The 14,088-nt window shown below is 68.9% G+C and carries 15 protein-coding genes; 9 read left to right on the plus strand and 6 right to left on the minus strand.

The genetic code is table 11. From position 1 onward, the window contains the following. Positions 1-156 precede the first annotated feature (156 nt). The 3 genes from ACFQ7F_RS11780 to ACFQ7F_RS11790 all read left to right on the plus strand — a co-directional run bounded on the left by ACFQ7F_RS11780 (position 157) and on the right by ACFQ7F_RS11790 (position 3,416). A complete protein-coding gene (locus ACFQ7F_RS11780; RefSeq protein WP_383269432.1) occupies positions 157-516 on the plus strand; it encodes an SH3 domain-containing protein in 360 nt (119 codons plus the stop codon). A gap of 63 nt (positions 517-579) precedes the next feature. Further along, on the plus strand, positions 580-1,959 hold the full coding sequence (locus ACFQ7F_RS11785) for an FtsW/RodA/SpoVE family cell cycle protein (RefSeq protein ID WP_383269434.1): 1,380 nt from the start codon (positions 580-582) through the stop codon (positions 1,957-1,959). Then, positions 1,956-3,416, plus strand: coding sequence for a penicillin-binding transpeptidase domain-containing protein (locus tag ACFQ7F_RS11790; protein ID WP_383269436.1), 1,461 nt, complete (start codon positions 1,956-1,958; stop codon positions 3,414-3,416). The genes ACFQ7F_RS11785 and ACFQ7F_RS11790 overlap by 4 nt, the downstream gene beginning before the upstream one ends. Positions 3,417-3,468: 52 nt before the next feature. Here ACFQ7F_RS11790 and ACFQ7F_RS11795 read toward each other — a convergent pair whose 3' ends face one another. Further along, complete coding sequence (locus tag ACFQ7F_RS11795; RefSeq protein ID WP_383269438.1) at positions 3,469-4,581, minus strand: ferritin-like domain-containing protein; 1,113 nt, start codon at positions 4,579-4,581, stop codon at positions 3,469-3,471. Positions 4,582-4,799: 218 nt separating this feature from the next. On the opposite strand from ACFQ7F_RS11795, the gene ACFQ7F_RS11800 reads away from it, so the two are divergent. Continuing rightward, positions 4,800-5,738: a diiron oxygenase gene (locus ACFQ7F_RS11800; protein ID WP_383269440.1), complete on the plus strand. Its 939-nt coding sequence runs from the start codon at positions 4,800-4,802 to the stop codon at positions 5,736-5,738. Between the two features lie 16 nt (positions 5,739-5,754). On the opposite strand, the gene ACFQ7F_RS11805 is transcribed toward ACFQ7F_RS11800, so the two are convergent. Beyond that, a protein-coding gene (locus ACFQ7F_RS11805) for an IS5 family transposase (RefSeq protein ID WP_383269442.1) occupies positions 5,755-6,587 on the minus strand; the annotation gives its coding sequence in 2 pieces (ribosomal slippage) (positions 5,755-5,913 and positions 5,916-6,587; 831 coding nt in all). Positions 6,588-6,673: 86 nt separating this feature from the next. After that, positions 6,674-7,720, minus strand: a complete 1,047-nt coding sequence (locus tag ACFQ7F_RS11810; protein ID WP_383269444.1) for an aldo/keto reductase — start codon at positions 7,718-7,720, stop codon at positions 6,674-6,676. 138 nt (positions 7,721-7,858) lie between these two features. Here ACFQ7F_RS11810 and ACFQ7F_RS11815 point away from each other — a divergent pair, with 138 nt between their 5' ends. The 4 genes from ACFQ7F_RS11815 (at position 7,859) to ACFQ7F_RS11830 (ending at position 10,961) form a co-directional block, all read left to right on the plus strand. Beyond that, positions 7,859-8,482 carry a TetR/AcrR family transcriptional regulator gene (locus ACFQ7F_RS11815; RefSeq protein ID WP_383269446.1) on the plus strand — a complete coding sequence of 208 codons (624 nt, stop codon included), beginning with the start codon at positions 7,859-7,861 and terminating at the stop codon, positions 8,480-8,482. A 93-nt stretch (positions 8,483-8,575) separates the two neighbouring features. Then, entirely contained in the window at positions 8,576-9,304 is a 729-nt protein-coding gene (locus ACFQ7F_RS11820; RefSeq protein ID WP_383269447.1) for a TetR/AcrR family transcriptional regulator, read from the plus strand. 24 nt (positions 9,305-9,328) lie between these two features. After that, positions 9,329-9,616, plus strand: a complete 288-nt coding sequence (locus ACFQ7F_RS11825) for a hypothetical protein (protein ID WP_383269448.1) — start codon at positions 9,329-9,331, stop codon at positions 9,614-9,616. A gap of 160 nt (positions 9,617-9,776) precedes the next feature. Then, entirely contained in the window at positions 9,777-10,961 is a 1,185-nt protein-coding gene (locus ACFQ7F_RS11830) for an NlpC/P60 family protein (protein WP_383269450.1), read from the plus strand. A 35-nt stretch (positions 10,962-10,996) separates the two neighbouring features. Here the strand turns inward: ACFQ7F_RS11830 and ACFQ7F_RS11835 are convergent, their stop codons facing one another. Both ACFQ7F_RS11835 and ACFQ7F_RS11840 read right to left on the minus strand, forming a co-directional pair. After that, a complete protein-coding gene (locus tag ACFQ7F_RS11835; RefSeq protein WP_383269452.1) occupies positions 10,997-11,263 on the minus strand; it encodes a hypothetical protein in 267 nt (88 codons plus the stop codon). Further along, complete coding sequence (locus ACFQ7F_RS11840; RefSeq protein ID WP_383269453.1) at positions 11,260-11,610, minus strand: hypothetical protein; 351 nt, start codon at positions 11,608-11,610, stop codon at positions 11,260-11,262. The genes ACFQ7F_RS11835 and ACFQ7F_RS11840 overlap by 4 nt, the downstream gene beginning before the upstream one ends. A 289-nt stretch (positions 11,611-11,899) precedes the next feature. Here ACFQ7F_RS11840 and ACFQ7F_RS11845 point away from each other — a divergent pair, with 289 nt between their 5' ends. Then, on the plus strand, positions 11,900-13,240 hold the full coding sequence (locus ACFQ7F_RS11845; protein WP_383269455.1) for an XRE family transcriptional regulator: 1,341 nt from the start codon (positions 11,900-11,902) through the stop codon (positions 13,238-13,240). Positions 13,241-13,244: 4 nt separating this feature from the next. Here ACFQ7F_RS11845 and cutA read toward each other — a convergent pair whose 3' ends face one another. Further along, positions 13,245-13,577: a divalent-cation tolerance protein CutA gene (gene cutA, locus ACFQ7F_RS11850; RefSeq protein WP_383269456.1), complete on the minus strand. Its 333-nt coding sequence runs from the start codon at positions 13,575-13,577 to the stop codon at positions 13,245-13,247. Positions 13,578-14,088 lie beyond the last annotated feature (511 nt).

Below are 14,088 nucleotides of genomic sequence, written 5' to 3' on the forward strand. Positions count from 1 at the left end.
GACGCCGCGTGACCTTTTGCGCGCACAGCGTGCCGATTTTACTGTGAATTGCGGCCTATGCCCCGACTTTCACAGCCTCAAGGCCTCAAGGTCTCGGGGCCTCAAGGTCTCAGAACCTCAGGGCCGCATCGCATCCGCCTCCCAGAGGAGACCCCGATGTCCCTTCGGCCCACCGCGACCAGCACCCGGCTCGGCATACTCGTCGCCGGCAGCGCGCTCGCCGCCCTGACCCTCACCGCCCCCGCCGCCACCGCGGCCGACGACGCCAACAGCAACCCGCGCATCTACAAGGGCCGCGTCACCGCCAAGAACGGACTGCTCCTGCGCACCGCCCCCACCCGGGGCAGCCGCGTCGTCCGCAGCGTGCCGTACGGCAGGGTCGTCTCCATCTACTGCAAGACGACCGGCAGCCACGTGAGCGGCAACAACCGCTGGTACCTGCTCACCAACGGCACCTGGGCATGGGGCGCCGCGCACTACATCTCCAACATCGGGCCCGCGCCGCGCTGGTGCTGACGCACCACCAGCGCACAGTGACATAAACGGACATCATGGCCTATCGCTTGCTACGTTCCGAGCATGACCGGAACAGCAGCGGCGCCCCCGCCCGTCCCCGCTGTTCGCGTACCCCGGCGCCGTGGCACCGAAGTCGCCCTGACCGTCATGGCCGTCCTGCTCTCGGTCTACGGCTACTGCGACGTCGGCCTCGCCAAGAACGGCACCGTCCCGCCCGGCGCCGCCGGTTACGGCGCCGGGCTCGGCGTGCTCGCGCTCCTGGCCCATCTCGCGGTCCGCTTCCGCGCGCCGTACGCCGATCCACTGCTGCTTCCGATCGCCGTGCTCCTCAACGGCCTGGGCCTCGTCCTGATCTACCGACTCGACCTGGAGACCCCCGGCGACGAGGCGGCGCCCACGCAACTCGTCTGGTCCACCGTCGGTGTGGCGCTCTTCATCGCCGTGGTGGTCTTCCTGCGCGACCACAGAGTCCTCCAGCGGTACGCGTACATCTGCGTCGTCGCCGCGCTCGTCCTGATGATCGTGCCGATCTTCTTCCCGGCCGTGAACGGCGCCCGGATCTGGATCAGGGTCGGCGGATTCTCCATCCAGCCCGGCGAGTTCGCGAAGATCCTGCTCGCGATCTTCTTCGCCAGTTACCTGTCCGCCAACCGCAACGCCCTCGCCTACACCGGCCGTACGATCTGGCGGCTGACCAAGCTCCAGCTGCCGACCGGGCGCGTGCTCGGGCCCATCGTCGCCATCTGGCTGCTCAGCGTCGGGGTCCTCGTCCTCGAACGGGACCTCGGCACCTCGCTGCTCTTCTTCGGGCTCTTCGTGGTCCTGCTGTACGTCGCCACGGGGCGCACCGGGTGGATCGCGGTCGGCCTGGTGCTCGCCGGGGTCGGCGCGTTCGCGGTGGGCTCGCTCGAACCCCACGTACACAGCCGGGTCGAGGACTGGCTGCACCCCTTCGCCTCCATCGACGCGGGCGAGGGCCCCAACCAACTGGCCCAGTCCCTCTTCGCGTTCGCGGCAGGGGGGATGCTCGGGACCGGGCTCGGGGTCGGGCACTCCATCCTCATCGGCTTCGCCGCCAAGTCCGACTTCATCCTGGCGACGGCGGGCGAGGAGCTGGGGCTCGCGGGCCTCGCGGCGATCTTCCTGCTCTACGCACTTCTGGTGGAACGCGGCTACCGCGCGGGGCTCGCCCTGCGGGACTCCTTCGGGCGGCTGCTCGCGGTGGGGCTCGCCTCGATCGTCGCGCTGCAGGTGTTCGTGATCGCGGGCGGGGTGAGCGGGCTCATTCCGCTGACCGGTATGGCGATGCCCTTCCTGGCACAGGGCGGTTCGTCGGTCGTCACCAACTGGATCATCGTGGCGCTGCTCATCCGGATCAGCGATTCGGCGCGCGGCCAGCCCGTAGGCCCCTTGAAGGCAGGGCCCCTGAAGGAGGTCGCGTGACCCGGTACATCCGCCATGCCGCCGCGTTCTGCGCACTGCTCCTGATCGCCCTGCTCGTGAACGCGACCCGCGTCCAGGTCGTCCAGGCCGGGCGCCTCGACGACAACCCGGCCAACCGCCGCCAGGCCATCACCCGCTTCGGCCAGCCGCGCGGCGACATCATGGTCGACGGCCGCGCGGTCACGGGATCCAAGGACACCGGGGAGCAGCTGCGCTACGAACGGACGTACAAGAACGGCCCGTTGTACGCCCCGGTGACCGGCTACGCATCCCAGGTCTACGGCACGACCCTCCTGGAGAACGCCGAGGACGACATCCTCTCCGGGACCGACCCGATGCTCGCCCCGCTCCCCCTGTGGAACGACATCAGCCGCACCCAGAACCCGGGCGGCAAGGTGCGGACCACCATCAAGGCGTCGGCGCAGCAGGCCGCGTATGCCGGGCTCGGCGGCAAGAAGGGCGCGGTCGCCGCGATCGAGCCGTCGACCGGGAAGATCCTCGCCCTGGTCAGCACCCCTTCGTACGATCCCGAGCGGCTCTCAGGCACCAGTGAGTCGGTGGCGCGGTCCTGGGCCTCGCTGAACGGCAGCTCAAGCAAGCCGATGCTGAACCGGGCGATCCGCCAGACGTACCCGCCGGGTTCCACGTTCAAGGTGGTGACGGCCGCGGCGGCCCTCGACGCGGGCACGGTCACGGACCTGGACGCCGCCACCAAGTCACCGAACCCCTACACGCTGCCCGGCACGAGCACGCAGCTGACGAACGAGGTCGACGGCTGCACGAACGCACCCCTGCGCTACGCCTTCGAGTGGTCCTGCAACACGGTCTTCGCCAAGCTGGGCGCGGACACCGGCCTGAGCGACATGCTGGGCACGGCACGGAACTTCGGCTTCAACGACAGCGGCCTGAAGGTCCCGTCGTCGGTGGCGGCGAGCAATTTCGACACCTCGATGGACGACGCACAGCTGGCGCTCTCCTCGATCGGTCAGTACGACACGAGGGCGACGCCGCTGCAGATGGCGATGGTGTCGGCGGCGGTGGCCAATGGCGGTCAGGTCGAGTCCCCGCACCTGGTGGACGAGACCACGACCGACGACGGCGACGTGGTGGAGAACACCGGCACCAACTCCCTCCACCAGGCGATGAACCCGGCCACGGCGATGCAGATGCGGGAGCTGATGACCGACGTGGTCGAGGAGGGCACCGGCGGCAACGCGGCGATCCCCGGCGCGACGGTCGGCGGCAAGACGGGCACGGCCCAGCACGGCATCGACAACTCGGGTACGCCGTACGCCTGGTTCATCTCCTGGGCCCAGAAGTCGGGCGAAGGACAGCCGTCGGTGGCGGTGGCGGTGGTGGTCGAGGACGCGGCGGCGGACCGGGGCGACATCAGTGGCGGCGGGAGCGCGGCGCCGGTGGCGAAGGCGGTGATGGAGGCGGTGCTCGACGGTTCGTAGAGCGGGCTGCCACCCCCATCGTGCGCGGCCGGGATGTCAGAGGTTCGGGATATCAGGGGTTCGGGGCGCCGCCCGAGGCGATCATGTTCTCGACCTCCGCCACCCGCTCGCACTCCTCCGCCGCGAACCGCTCCGCGTCCAGTTTCTCGGCGATCTCCTCGTCCTGGGCCATCAGCTGGTCGAGGTTGGCGTTGCCCATCTCGAACACGCCCATGTCGACGTACGCCTCCTGGAGACGCTTGCCCCACAGGCCGATGTCCTTGACGCACGGCACGATGCGGCTGAAGAGCAACTGCCGGAAGAGGGCGAGGAACTCGGAGTTCTCGGTGTACTCCTCGGCCTCCGCCTTCGGGATGCCGAAGTTCTCCAGGACCTCGACGCCGCGCAGCCGGTCGCGCATCAAGTAGCAGCCCTCGATGACGAATTCCTCGCGCTCGCGCAGTTCCGCGTCGGAGAGCTGCTTGTAGTAGTCGCGCAGGGCCATGCGGCCGAAGGCGACGTGCCGGGCCTCGTCCTGCATGACGTACGCGAGAATCTGTTTCGGCAGCGGCTTGTCCGTCGTGTCGCGGATCATGCCGAAGGCGGCGAGCGCGAGGCCCTCGATGAGTACCTGCATGCCCAGGTAGGGCATGTCCCAGCGGGAGTCGCGCAGGGTGTCGCCGAGCAGCGCCTGGAGATTGTCGTTGATCGGGTAGAGCATGCCGATCTTGTCGTGCAGGAAGCGGCCGTAGACCTCCGCGTGCCGCGCCTCGTCCATGGTCTGGGTCGCCGAGTAGAACTTGGCGTCCAGGTCGGGGACGGACTCCACGATGCGCGCCGCGCACACCATCGCGCCCTGCTCGCCGTGCAAGAACTGGCTGAACTGCCAGGAGGCGTAGTGCTTGCGCAGCTCGCCCTTGTCGCGGTCGGTCATCTTCGCCCAGTGGCGGGTCCCGTAGAGCGACATGGACTCGTCGGGGGTGCCCAGGGGGTCGTACGGGTCGACCTCCAGATCCCAGGCGATGCGCTTGACGCCGTCCCACTGCTTGTCCTTGCCCTTCTGGTAGAGGGCGAGCAGCCGGGCGCGGCCCTCGTCGTACTCCCAGCTGAAGCGGGCCGCGCCGTTCGCCGGTATCTGCCAGATGTTCCCGTCCGGGGCGTGCGTGTACAGCTCGTGCGTCGACACTGACGGCTCCTAAGAATTGGCCTCGGTCTTCTCCGTAATCACCTGGTGTTGCCGTAGTACTGCTTTCGACTGCCTTGTACTGCTTGGTAATTGGCAGGCTCACACGTTCGTAGACGCGAGGTCAACAAGTCGTGCGCAAGGGATTGACGGCCTTGCTGACAGGCAGTCTCATAATTCGTGACCGCCGGTAACTCTGACGACGAGGCAGGGGCAGAACCATGACGACCATCACGGAGGACGCGGCGATCGAAGGGCTGCGGGACGCGCTGGGACTGCTCAAGGACCGGGAGCAGGTGGCCGAGCGGCTGCTCGATTCCTCCGCCAAGCACTCCTTCGACCCCGACAAGGAACTGGACTGGGAGGCGCCCTTCGAGGAGGGCAAGTGGTTCTGGCCCCCGGAGCTGCTGTCCCTGTACGGCACGCCGATGTGGCAGCGGATGAGCGAGGAGCAGCGCATCGCGCTCTCCCAGCACGAGGCCGCCGCGCTCGCATCGCTCGGCATCTGGTTCGAACTGATCCTGATGCAGCTGCTCGTACGGCACATCTACGACAAGCCGGCCACGAGCTCGCACGTGCGGTACGCGCTGACGGAGATCGAGGACGAGTGCCGGCACTCGAAGATGTTCGCGCGCCTGATCACCCGCGGGGACACCCCGTACTACCCGGTCAGCACCGTGCACCGGAACCTCGGCCGCCTCTTCAAGACCATCTCGACCACACCCGGTTCCTTCACGGCGACGCTGCTCGGCGAGGAGATCCTCGACTGGATGCAGCGCCTCACGTTCCCGGACGAGCGCGTCCAGACCCTGGTGCGGGGCGTCACGCGGATCCACGTCGTGGAGGAGGCGCGCCATGTGCGGTACGCCCGTGAGGAGCTGCGGCGCCAGATGGTGACGGCGCCACGCTGGTCCCAGGAGTTCACCCGCCTCACATCCGGCGAGTTCGCCCGCGTCTTCTCCGTCGCCTTCATCAACCCCGAGGTCTACACAAACGTAGGCCTGGACAGGCGGGAGGCCATGGCCCAGGTCAAGGCGAGCGCCCACCGCCGCGAGATCATGCAGACAGGAGCCAAGCGCCTGACGGACTTCCTGGACGACATCGGGGTGCTGCGGGGCGCCGGGCGGCGGCTGTGGAAGAGCTCGGGGCTGTTGGCCTAGGAGTTGTCTTCACATGTCACGCCCACATCAGGAGCGAGGCGAGGTTGACGGCTGCCTTGTAGGACTCGGCGGTCTTGTCATAGCGGGTCGCGATGCCACGCCACTGCTTGAGGCGGTTGAAGCACCGATCCACGACGTTGCGCCGCTTGTAGAATTGCTTGTCGAAGGCCGGGGGGGGCGCCCGCATCGGCTGCCGCGCCGGAGCCGGTTGCGGACCTGGTCGGCGCGCTCGGGGATGGTGTGGCTGATACCCCGCCGCCGCAGCCAGGTCCGTATCGCCCGGGAGCTGTAGCCCTTGTAGCCCAGCACGTGGGCGGGCCGCACCCGGGGTCGGCCCGGGCCGAGGCGAGGCACCCGGATCACCTCCCTCAAGGTAGTGAACTGGGTGCAGTCGTCGGTGTTCCCGCCCGTGACCACGACGGCGAGTGGGCGACCGAAGGCGTCGCAGGCCAGGTGGATCTTGCTGGTCAGGCCGCCCCGGGAGCGTCCGAGGTCGGGGCTGCGGATCCCCTTTTTTCGGGCTCCGGCGGCATGCTGGCGAGCCCGTACGACGGTGGAGTCGACCGACACCAGCCAGTCGATCTCCCCAGCCGTATCCGCCCGGGCCTGGGCGGCCTCGAGCATCCGCTCGGAGGTGCCGTCCAGAGCCCATCGGCGAAACCGTCTGTGCAGCGTGGCCCATGGGCCATACCGCCCGGGCACATCCCGCCAGGCCGTGCCCGTCCGGAACTTCCACACGATCCCATTGAGCACGGTTCGGTCGTCCAACCGCTTCCGCCCCCGCAAGGACTCAGGCAGCAGCGGACGGACGAACTCCCATTCCTCATCAGACAGTTCATGGCGACGCATTACCCGGCCATGTTCCAAAAACCAAGATCATTTGACGGGCCCTGCTCCGGTGTGTGCCGCAGGAACTCGTCGCGAACGGACTGCCGTCAGCGGTGGCGGGCGGGCCTGCGGCGCTGCTCGGAGTCGGTCAGCGCCGGTCGCCTGTAGTCGATGTCCGCGGGGTTGAGCATGACGCCGGGGGCGACGATCTCGTCGATGCGGTCGAGGATCTCGTCGTCGAGCCGGACCTCGGCGGCGGCGAGCTGGTCGGTGAGTTGCTCGACCGTGCGGGCGCCGAGGATCACCGAGGTGACGCCCGGGTGGGTCGACGCGAAGGCGAGCGCCAGGTGCGTCAGGGAGATTCCCGCCTCGTCCGCCAAGGCCGACAGGCGCTCGACGGCGTCGAGTTTGCGCTGGTTGCCCGGCAGGTCGAGGTTGAACTTGTGGGCGACCGCCTGCCGGAACCAGTTCATCTCGATCGGCTCGCCGCGGCGGAACCGCCCGGTCAGCCAGCCGCTGTTGAGCGGACTCCAGGTCAGCACGCCGAGCCCGTACTTCTGCGCGGTGGGCAGCACGTCCGCCTCGATCCCGCGCACGAAGACGGAGTACGGGGGCTGCTCGGTGCGGAAGGGGATGTGGCCCCGGCGGTCGGCGGTCCACTGGGCCTCGACGAGCTGTTCGGCGGGGAAGCCCGAGGTCCCGATGGCCATGATCTTGCCCGCGCGCACCAGGTCGGACAGGACCGAGAGCGTCTCATCGATGTCCGTGCTCGGGTCCGGGCGGTGCACCTGGTAGAGGTCGATGCGGTCGGTTCCCAGGCGGCGCAGGCTGTCGTCGACGGCCTTGGTGAGCCAACGGCGGGAGTTTCCCTGCCGGTTGGGGTCCTCGTCCTTGAAGCGGACCGGGAAGTGACCCTTCGTCGCGAGCACGACCTCGTCGCGGCGGTCTCGAATTGCCTTGCCCACGATCTCCTCGGCCTCGCCGCCCGAGTACTGGTCGGCGGTGTCGATGAGGTTGATCCCGGCGTCCAGGGCCGTGTGGATCAGCCGGGCCGCATCGTCGTGATCCGTGTTCCCCCACGCGCCCAGGCGCAGGGTGCCCAGCGCGAACTTGCTGACCGATATGCCGGTGCCGCCCAGCTTCCTCTGCTGCATCACTCACTGCTCCTTGATGTCGCCTCTCCCCGCAGACGGGGCGCGGAGTTGCTACCTCTCCGACGCCATGAATCTAAGACATGCAACAGAGATGTTGCAAGTAGAAGCTCCGAGGGAGTGCGGATGTAGCATGTCGGTGTGACGACGCACAAGCAACAGACGGAACAGCAGGCGAAACGGCCCCTCCGGGCCGACACCGAACGGACCGTGCAGACGATCCTGGAAGCGGCCGAGCGCGTCCTGGCCACCAACCCGGCGGCGACCATGGAGCAACTCGCCCGGGCCGCCGGCGTCGCCCGAACCACGGTCCACCGCCGGTTCGCCACCCGTGAGGCGCTCCTGGACGAGCTAACCGACTGGGCCGCCCGCCAGTTCGCGGACGCCGTAGACACCGCCCGCCCGGACGCCGCCCCGCCACTCGTCGCCCTCTACCAGGTCACTGCCAACGTCCTCCGTGTGAAGACCGACTGGTCGTTCGCCATGAACCGCGCGGCCGACGACGCCCACCCCGAGGCGGCCCGCATCCACGCCGAGGTCCGGGCCACCTGCGTCCGGCTCTTCCGCCGCGCCCAAGAGGCGGACGTGCTCCGCCCCGACATCGACCTCGACTGGACCCGGCGCGTCTACTACGCCCTCATCCACGAGGCAGCCAAGGAGGGCGCGGGAGGCGGCGACACGGATGCGCTCGCCACCCGCGTCGTGGACACGCTGCTGCGGGGCGCCGGGGCTCCGGCCGGACTCGCGGGGCAGACAGGAATTTGAAGACAGGCCCTAGGGCTCGGGACTCCTGTCGTAGCGAAGAGGGTACGGAGGGTTCCGGCGCGCTTGTTCGACAGGGCGGATACGCTGCGTGGCATGACCTCGCCTGCTCCCACCCGCGCGTACCGGCGCCTCAGTGTCGAAGAGCGGCAGCGGCAGCTCAAGGAGGTCGCCCTCTCCCTCTTCGCGGTGCGCGCGCCCGACGAGGTCTCCCTCGACGACGTCGCGGAGGCCGCCGGAGTCTCACGCCCCCTCGTCTACCGCTACTTCCCGGGCGGCAAGCAGCAGTTGTACGAGGCCGCGCTGCGCTCCGCCGCCGACGAGCTCGAGCAGTGCTTCGCCGAGCCGCCGGAGGGCCCGCTCACGCAGCGCCTCGCCAACGCCCTCGACCGCTACCTCGCCTTCGTCGACCAGCACGACGCGGGCTTCAGCGCGCTCCTTCAGGGCGGCAGCGTCGTGGAGACCTCGCGGACGACCGCCATCGTGGACGAGGTGCGCAGGACGGCCGCCGATCACATCCTCGCCCACCTTGAGGTCGTGGGCGCCACGGGCCCGCGCCTGAGGATGACCGTGCGGATGTGGATCACCTCCGTCGAGGCGGCGTCCCTGATCTGGCTCGACGAGGAGAAGCAGCCGTCGCTGGACGAGCTGCGGGACTGGCTGGTCGAGCAGTTCATGGCGGTCCTGGTGGCCTCCGCGGGCCGCGACCCGCAGACCGCGGAGGCGGTACGGGGCGCGCTGGCCATGGAGACGGCGGACGGCCCCGCGGGCTCGCTCGCCCGGCGAGTCCTTCCCGTGGTGAGCGACGCGGCGCACCTGCTCTGACGCCGGTGCTGTGACACTGGACGGGTGAAGAGCGAAGACACCCCCTTCGTGGGTGGCCCCCTGGACGGCCGCGTACTGCCCATCCTGCTCGGCCCGACCGGCCACCCCCCGAAGGTGTACCGGGTCCCGGTGCCGGACGAGGCGGGCGGACCGGAGACCGTGCTCGTGTACCGCCGGGTGGCCAAGGCCCCGGGGCGGCGCCTTGGGCTGCACCAGGGCTGGAAGTACGAGTTCGACCCCGAGGGCGACAAGGCCGGGTCCGGCCTGAAGTGGCCGTGGTCGAAGCCGGGCGGCGCGGGCGAGGCGGGCTGAGCTTCGTCGGGTTTCCGCCGGGGCAAGGGCGGCGCGCCGTGGAGCCCTGGACGAGTGACCGCATTGCGCCGCCCGCGCACCTTCGGGAGGCGGGCCGCGCCGGGGCGGCTGATGCTCGCGGTGCGGGGCGGACCTACCGCCGCGCGCCGGAGGTGATGGCATGTCAGGCAGGCTGCTGCGGTGGGTCGGTACGGGTGCTGCGGTCGGGGCGTTGCTGGCGACGGCGTCTCCGGCGTACGCCGTACCGGAGCCCGACGGCACCACCGAGCGCCCGGTCTCCGAGCTCCTGACAGACCTTCAGGAGCTGTACCGGAAGGCCGAGGAGTCGACCGAGACGTACAACGCGACCGCGGAGAAGCTCAAGGAGCAGCGCGCCGAGGTCACCCGCCTGAACGGCAGCCTGGCCCGCGCCCGCACATCGGTGCACGCGGGCAAGGGCGCGGCGGGCCGCTTCGCCCGCCAGCAGTACCAAGGCACCGCGGAGATCTCCCCTTACGTACGCCTCCTCCTCGCCCGCGACCCGCAGCAGGCCCTCGACCAGGGCCATGTGATCGGGCGGGTGGCGGCGGAGCGGGCCGCGACGGTTCAGCGCCTCGTCGGCGGCGAGAAGACGGCGTCCGCGCTCGCCGCCGCGGCCAAGAGCGCCCTGGAGACCCAAGCCAGGCTCGCCGCTCAGCAGAAGCAGGAACGGAACACGGTGCAGGGGCAGCTGAAGGAGGTCGAAGAACTGCTCGCCTCGCTGAGCACGGAGCAGCTTGCGGATCTTGCGCGGGCGGAGGAGGAGGGGATGGCCGACGCACAGCGCAAGTTCCTGGCATCGGGCTCACTGAGCGCATCTCCGGGCTCCCCTGGCTCCCCTGGCGCTCCGGGGTCCGCACCGTCCAGGCCGCCGTCCAAGCGAGGGGATTCGGCCCTCGACTACGCCGTGCGGCAGATCGGCAAGCCGTACAAGTGGGGCGCGGAGGGCCCCAAGTCCTTCGACTGCTCGGGACTCACCTCGAAGGCGTGGGCGAAGGCCGGAAAGACGATCCCGCGTACATCGCAGGAGCAGTGGGCGCAGCTGCGGCGGGTCTCGCTGCGGAAGCTGCGACCGGGCGACCTGATCGTCTACTTCCCCAAGGCCACGCATGTGGCGATCTACCTGGGCGACGGCATGGTCATCCAGGCCCCGCGACCCGGGTCGCGGGTAAAGGTCTCCCCGATTGCGGCGAACCCCTTGCTGGGGGCGGTACGTCCCGACCCCTCGGCGAACTCCATGAAGGGCTACACCCCACCGAAGCTGCCTCGCGGGGCGATGAGGGGCGGGGACGCGGGGCACGGGCGAGCGGGGGCGCCGGCCGCTTAGGGGCCGGTTGCGCCCCACCCGCCCCCCACCCCGCTCTATGTCGACAGGCTGCTTTCGCCCACCACAGGGTCAGTGATCCTGGCGGAGAAGAACTGGAACGCCGACATCTCATAGCCGGGATGCCGGGTCATGCCCGCGTGCCTGAGGCACCACAGCTGCGCCTCATCCGGATCGGCCGTGTCCGTCGAGTGCTCACCGCACACCAAGCACTTGCCGACGTGGCACATGTGCAGGGCGGGCATGGCCGTCAGCGTCCACTCGATCGGCAGGAACCGGCCCCGGTGCGAGTTGCCCGCGCTCACCCGAACGCCTCCGCCGCAAACTGCGGGCGATCGTCGTCACTGTCGTCCGCATCGTCGCAGTCGAGTTCGGACAATCGGTCTCCCCGGCTCTCCGCGATCCGGCGAACCTCCCCCAGGGATTCCGTCAACCGGGCGGCCACGAAACGGACTTCCTCAGGCGTGGACCTGGGGTTGGCGAGCATGTCGCGGGCGTGCCCCAGAAGGACACCCGCCATTCCGAGTTGGACGCTCTCGATGTTGTCAGCCACCTTGGACAGGCGACCGGTAGCACTCCCCACCAGATAGCAGGGATTACCGTCCACCGTCGACCACGGCAACAGCCGCGCCCTCTGCACGCGAGAGGTCATGCCGTCACCTCCACGCCATGCATCAGGCGAGGCCGGTGGCGCCCCGGCCGGGGAAGCAGGAGCCGCAACAAGGGCTCGAAGATCCGGGCGATACAGTCCGGCATGTCGACCTGCACTCTCAGGTAGGCCATGCCCCCGGACCGGTCGCTCGGTCGCGGGGGTCTGATCGCTCCAACCGTCCCGCAGGGTAAGGCTGTTGCCTTCCCGTCCGTGGGTATCCCCATGATGGGTAGGCTGACTGTTCGGCCGATGCGACACACTGTCACCATCAGGCGCGACGGGGCACCTCATGACCGGTTACGAACCAATGACCGCGCTACCGCGCGAACTGCTGGATCACGCGGGTATGAGCGCCGCGATCGCAGCCCACGACTTCGGCGAGGTGTTCCGCCTCGCACGGAGCGAGGCAGGAATCAGCTACTCGAAAATCGCGGCCGAATGCGACATCAAGCCGGAGCGCGTCGGGGCCTTGGCGCGCGGTCTTGGCAGTGTCACGACGTTTGAGAAAATCGCGCAGATCGCCGATGCCCTACGCATTCCCGGAGCGGCACTGGGCCTTGCTCCTCGGAAGTGGGAGACCCCGGACACCCCGAGCCGTGAACTGCCCCTGCCTGCACGTGCCACCGCCACCGCCACCCACAGAGACGGAGACGAAGTGCGGCGTAGGGAGTTCATCAAGGTATCGACATTTACGGGGCTGGCAGTTGGCATGCCCGACCTCACCCGACCTGTCACCGGACGCCGAGTCAGTAAGGAATTCCCCCAGCAGCTACGCGAGCGCGCAGCACGTCTGCGCCGCCTCGACGACGTACTGGGCGGTGGAGACACCTACCGCGTCTACCTCGGTGAGTACCAGGCCACGAAGGCCCTGCTCCGAGATTGCACCTACGCCGAAGAGACCGGCAGGTCATTGCTCTCCGTGCTCGCCGAGCAGGCGCAGCAAGCCGGTTGGGCTGCATTCGACGGAGGTAAGCACCACGACGCCACCAGCCTGTACGAGGACAGCCACACAGCGGCGGTCGACGCCAAGGACACCGCCCTTGCGGGCAACGCTCTCGCGTTCCTCGCCTACCAGGCGGTGAACGGAGACCGAGCAGCCGGAATCCAAATAGCCTCCCGCGCATGCGACACGGCTGGACCCGGCGCTGCCCCAGGCGTCCGCGCGCTGCTGCACGAGCGCCGCGCATGGGCCTACGCGGTGGCAGGGCTCCCGGCTGAGACCGAACGTGCTCTCGGCGCCGCAGAATCAGCACTCGACGAGATCGGTGAATCTCCACAACCAGACTGGGTCGCGTGGGTCGACCAGAACGAGCTACAGATCATGAGCGGCCGATGCTGGACGGAGCTACGGCGCCCGCTGCGCGCTGTCCCCACGCTGGAAGCGGCGCTCGCGAAGTACGAAGACACGCACGCGCGGGACAAGAGCCTGTACCTGTCGTGGCTGGCCGACTCGTACCTCACCGCAGGCGAGGTGGAACAGTCCGCCAGGGCCACCAGCCGAGCCCTGGACCTGTCCGCCGGGGTGGCGTCGGTCCGCCCACGGCAGCGCCTCGCTCCGGTCCTGCGACGCCTCAGCGACCACCGAACGCTTCCCGAGGTTGCCGATGTACTGGAGAAGGCGAGGGCCTGAGACGCTACTCGGAAGGGAGTGGACCGGTAGTCGTGGCCACCCATCGCAGATAGGCATCCGCCCCGGCGACGATCGGAACGGCTGAGATCTCCGGGTTCTTCCACGGGTGATGCTCCAGCAGGTGAGCTTCCAACTCGGCGTACCGGTCGGCGCGCGTCTTCAACAGAAGCTGCCACTCCTCCCCAGTACCGAACTCCCCCGCATGCCAGAAGACGGATACCACCGGCCCCACGATCTGCGCCCCGGCGGCGAGCCGATCAGCTACCACCGACCGAGCCAGCTCTACTGCCTGATCACGGGTCTCGGTCGCCGTCGACACCTGCATGAAGTCAGCCATGGTGCTGAGCCTAGCCTCGAGAATTCGACGATGAGCTTTCGCACGTAGCTGGCAAGGTCACCACCAATGCCGCCGGGCACGCCCAACCTGCGGTCGCCTCAGGCGACGTACGTGCCCCGGGTCTACGACCAGGCCTCGCGCCCGACCATCCGCAAACAGGGCTCCGCCGCGGAATGTGGCTGGTCGACGCGGTGAGCGAGGGCATGGAGCACGGAGCGGCACGGCGCTCCCGGCGGACGGGGCAAGTGGTCTGGTTCCCTTCTGGCGCCCCCACGTGCTCGGTGAGGAAGTCGTAGAAGGCCAGCAGCTACTCCAGACTACGAGGCCCCCTGTCCTGTCGGGAGCGCGCGAACGTGCCGTCGGCGGTTCGGGCCCATCTCGATGAGCGCTCGACCGATCGTGGAGCGGCCGACGCCAAAGACCCGCATCAGCTTTGCTTTAGAGAGATCTGCAACTACGTACCTCGCGCGCTGACCTGCGGCACGTAGTCCTCCGCTTCATCAGCTTCGTA

The organism is Streptomyces sp. NPDC056486, from assembly GCF_042795295.1.
In the GTDB taxonomy this organism is placed as follows: domain Bacteria; phylum Actinomycetota; class Actinomycetes; order Streptomycetales; family Streptomycetaceae; genus Streptomyces.

Bases quoted from the DNA above. Each gene is read 5' to 3' on its own strand.
- ACFQ7F_RS11780 (WP_383269432.1), top strand. From the start codon at position 157: ATGTCCCTTCGGCCCACCGCGACCAGCACCCGGCTCGGCATACTCGTC.
- ACFQ7F_RS11785 (WP_383269434.1), top strand. From the start codon at position 580: ATGACCGGAACAGCAGCGGCGCCCCCGCCCGTCCCCGCTGTTCGCGTA.
- ACFQ7F_RS11800 (WP_383269440.1), top strand. From the start codon at position 4,800: ATGACGACCATCACGGAGGACGCGGCGATCGAAGGGCTGCGGGACGCG.
- ACFQ7F_RS11810 (WP_383269444.1), bottom strand. From the start codon at position 7,720: ATGCAGCAGAGGAAGCTGGGCGGCACCGGCATATCGGTCAGCAAGTTC.
- ACFQ7F_RS11820 (WP_383269447.1), top strand. From the start codon at position 8,576: ATGACCTCGCCTGCTCCCACCCGCGCGTACCGGCGCCTCAGTGTCGAA.
- ACFQ7F_RS11830 (WP_383269450.1), top strand. From the start codon at position 9,777: ATGTCAGGCAGGCTGCTGCGGTGGGTCGGTACGGGTGCTGCGGTCGGG.
- ACFQ7F_RS11840 (WP_383269453.1), bottom strand. From the start codon at position 11,610: ATGACCTCTCGCGTGCAGAGGGCGCGGCTGTTGCCGTGGTCGACGGTG.
- ACFQ7F_RS11845 (WP_383269455.1), top strand. From the start codon at position 11,900: ATGACCGGTTACGAACCAATGACCGCGCTACCGCGCGAACTGCTGGAT.
- cutA (WP_383269456.1), bottom strand. From the start codon at position 13,577: ATGGCTGACTTCATGCAGGTGTCGACGGCGACCGAGACCCGTGATCAG.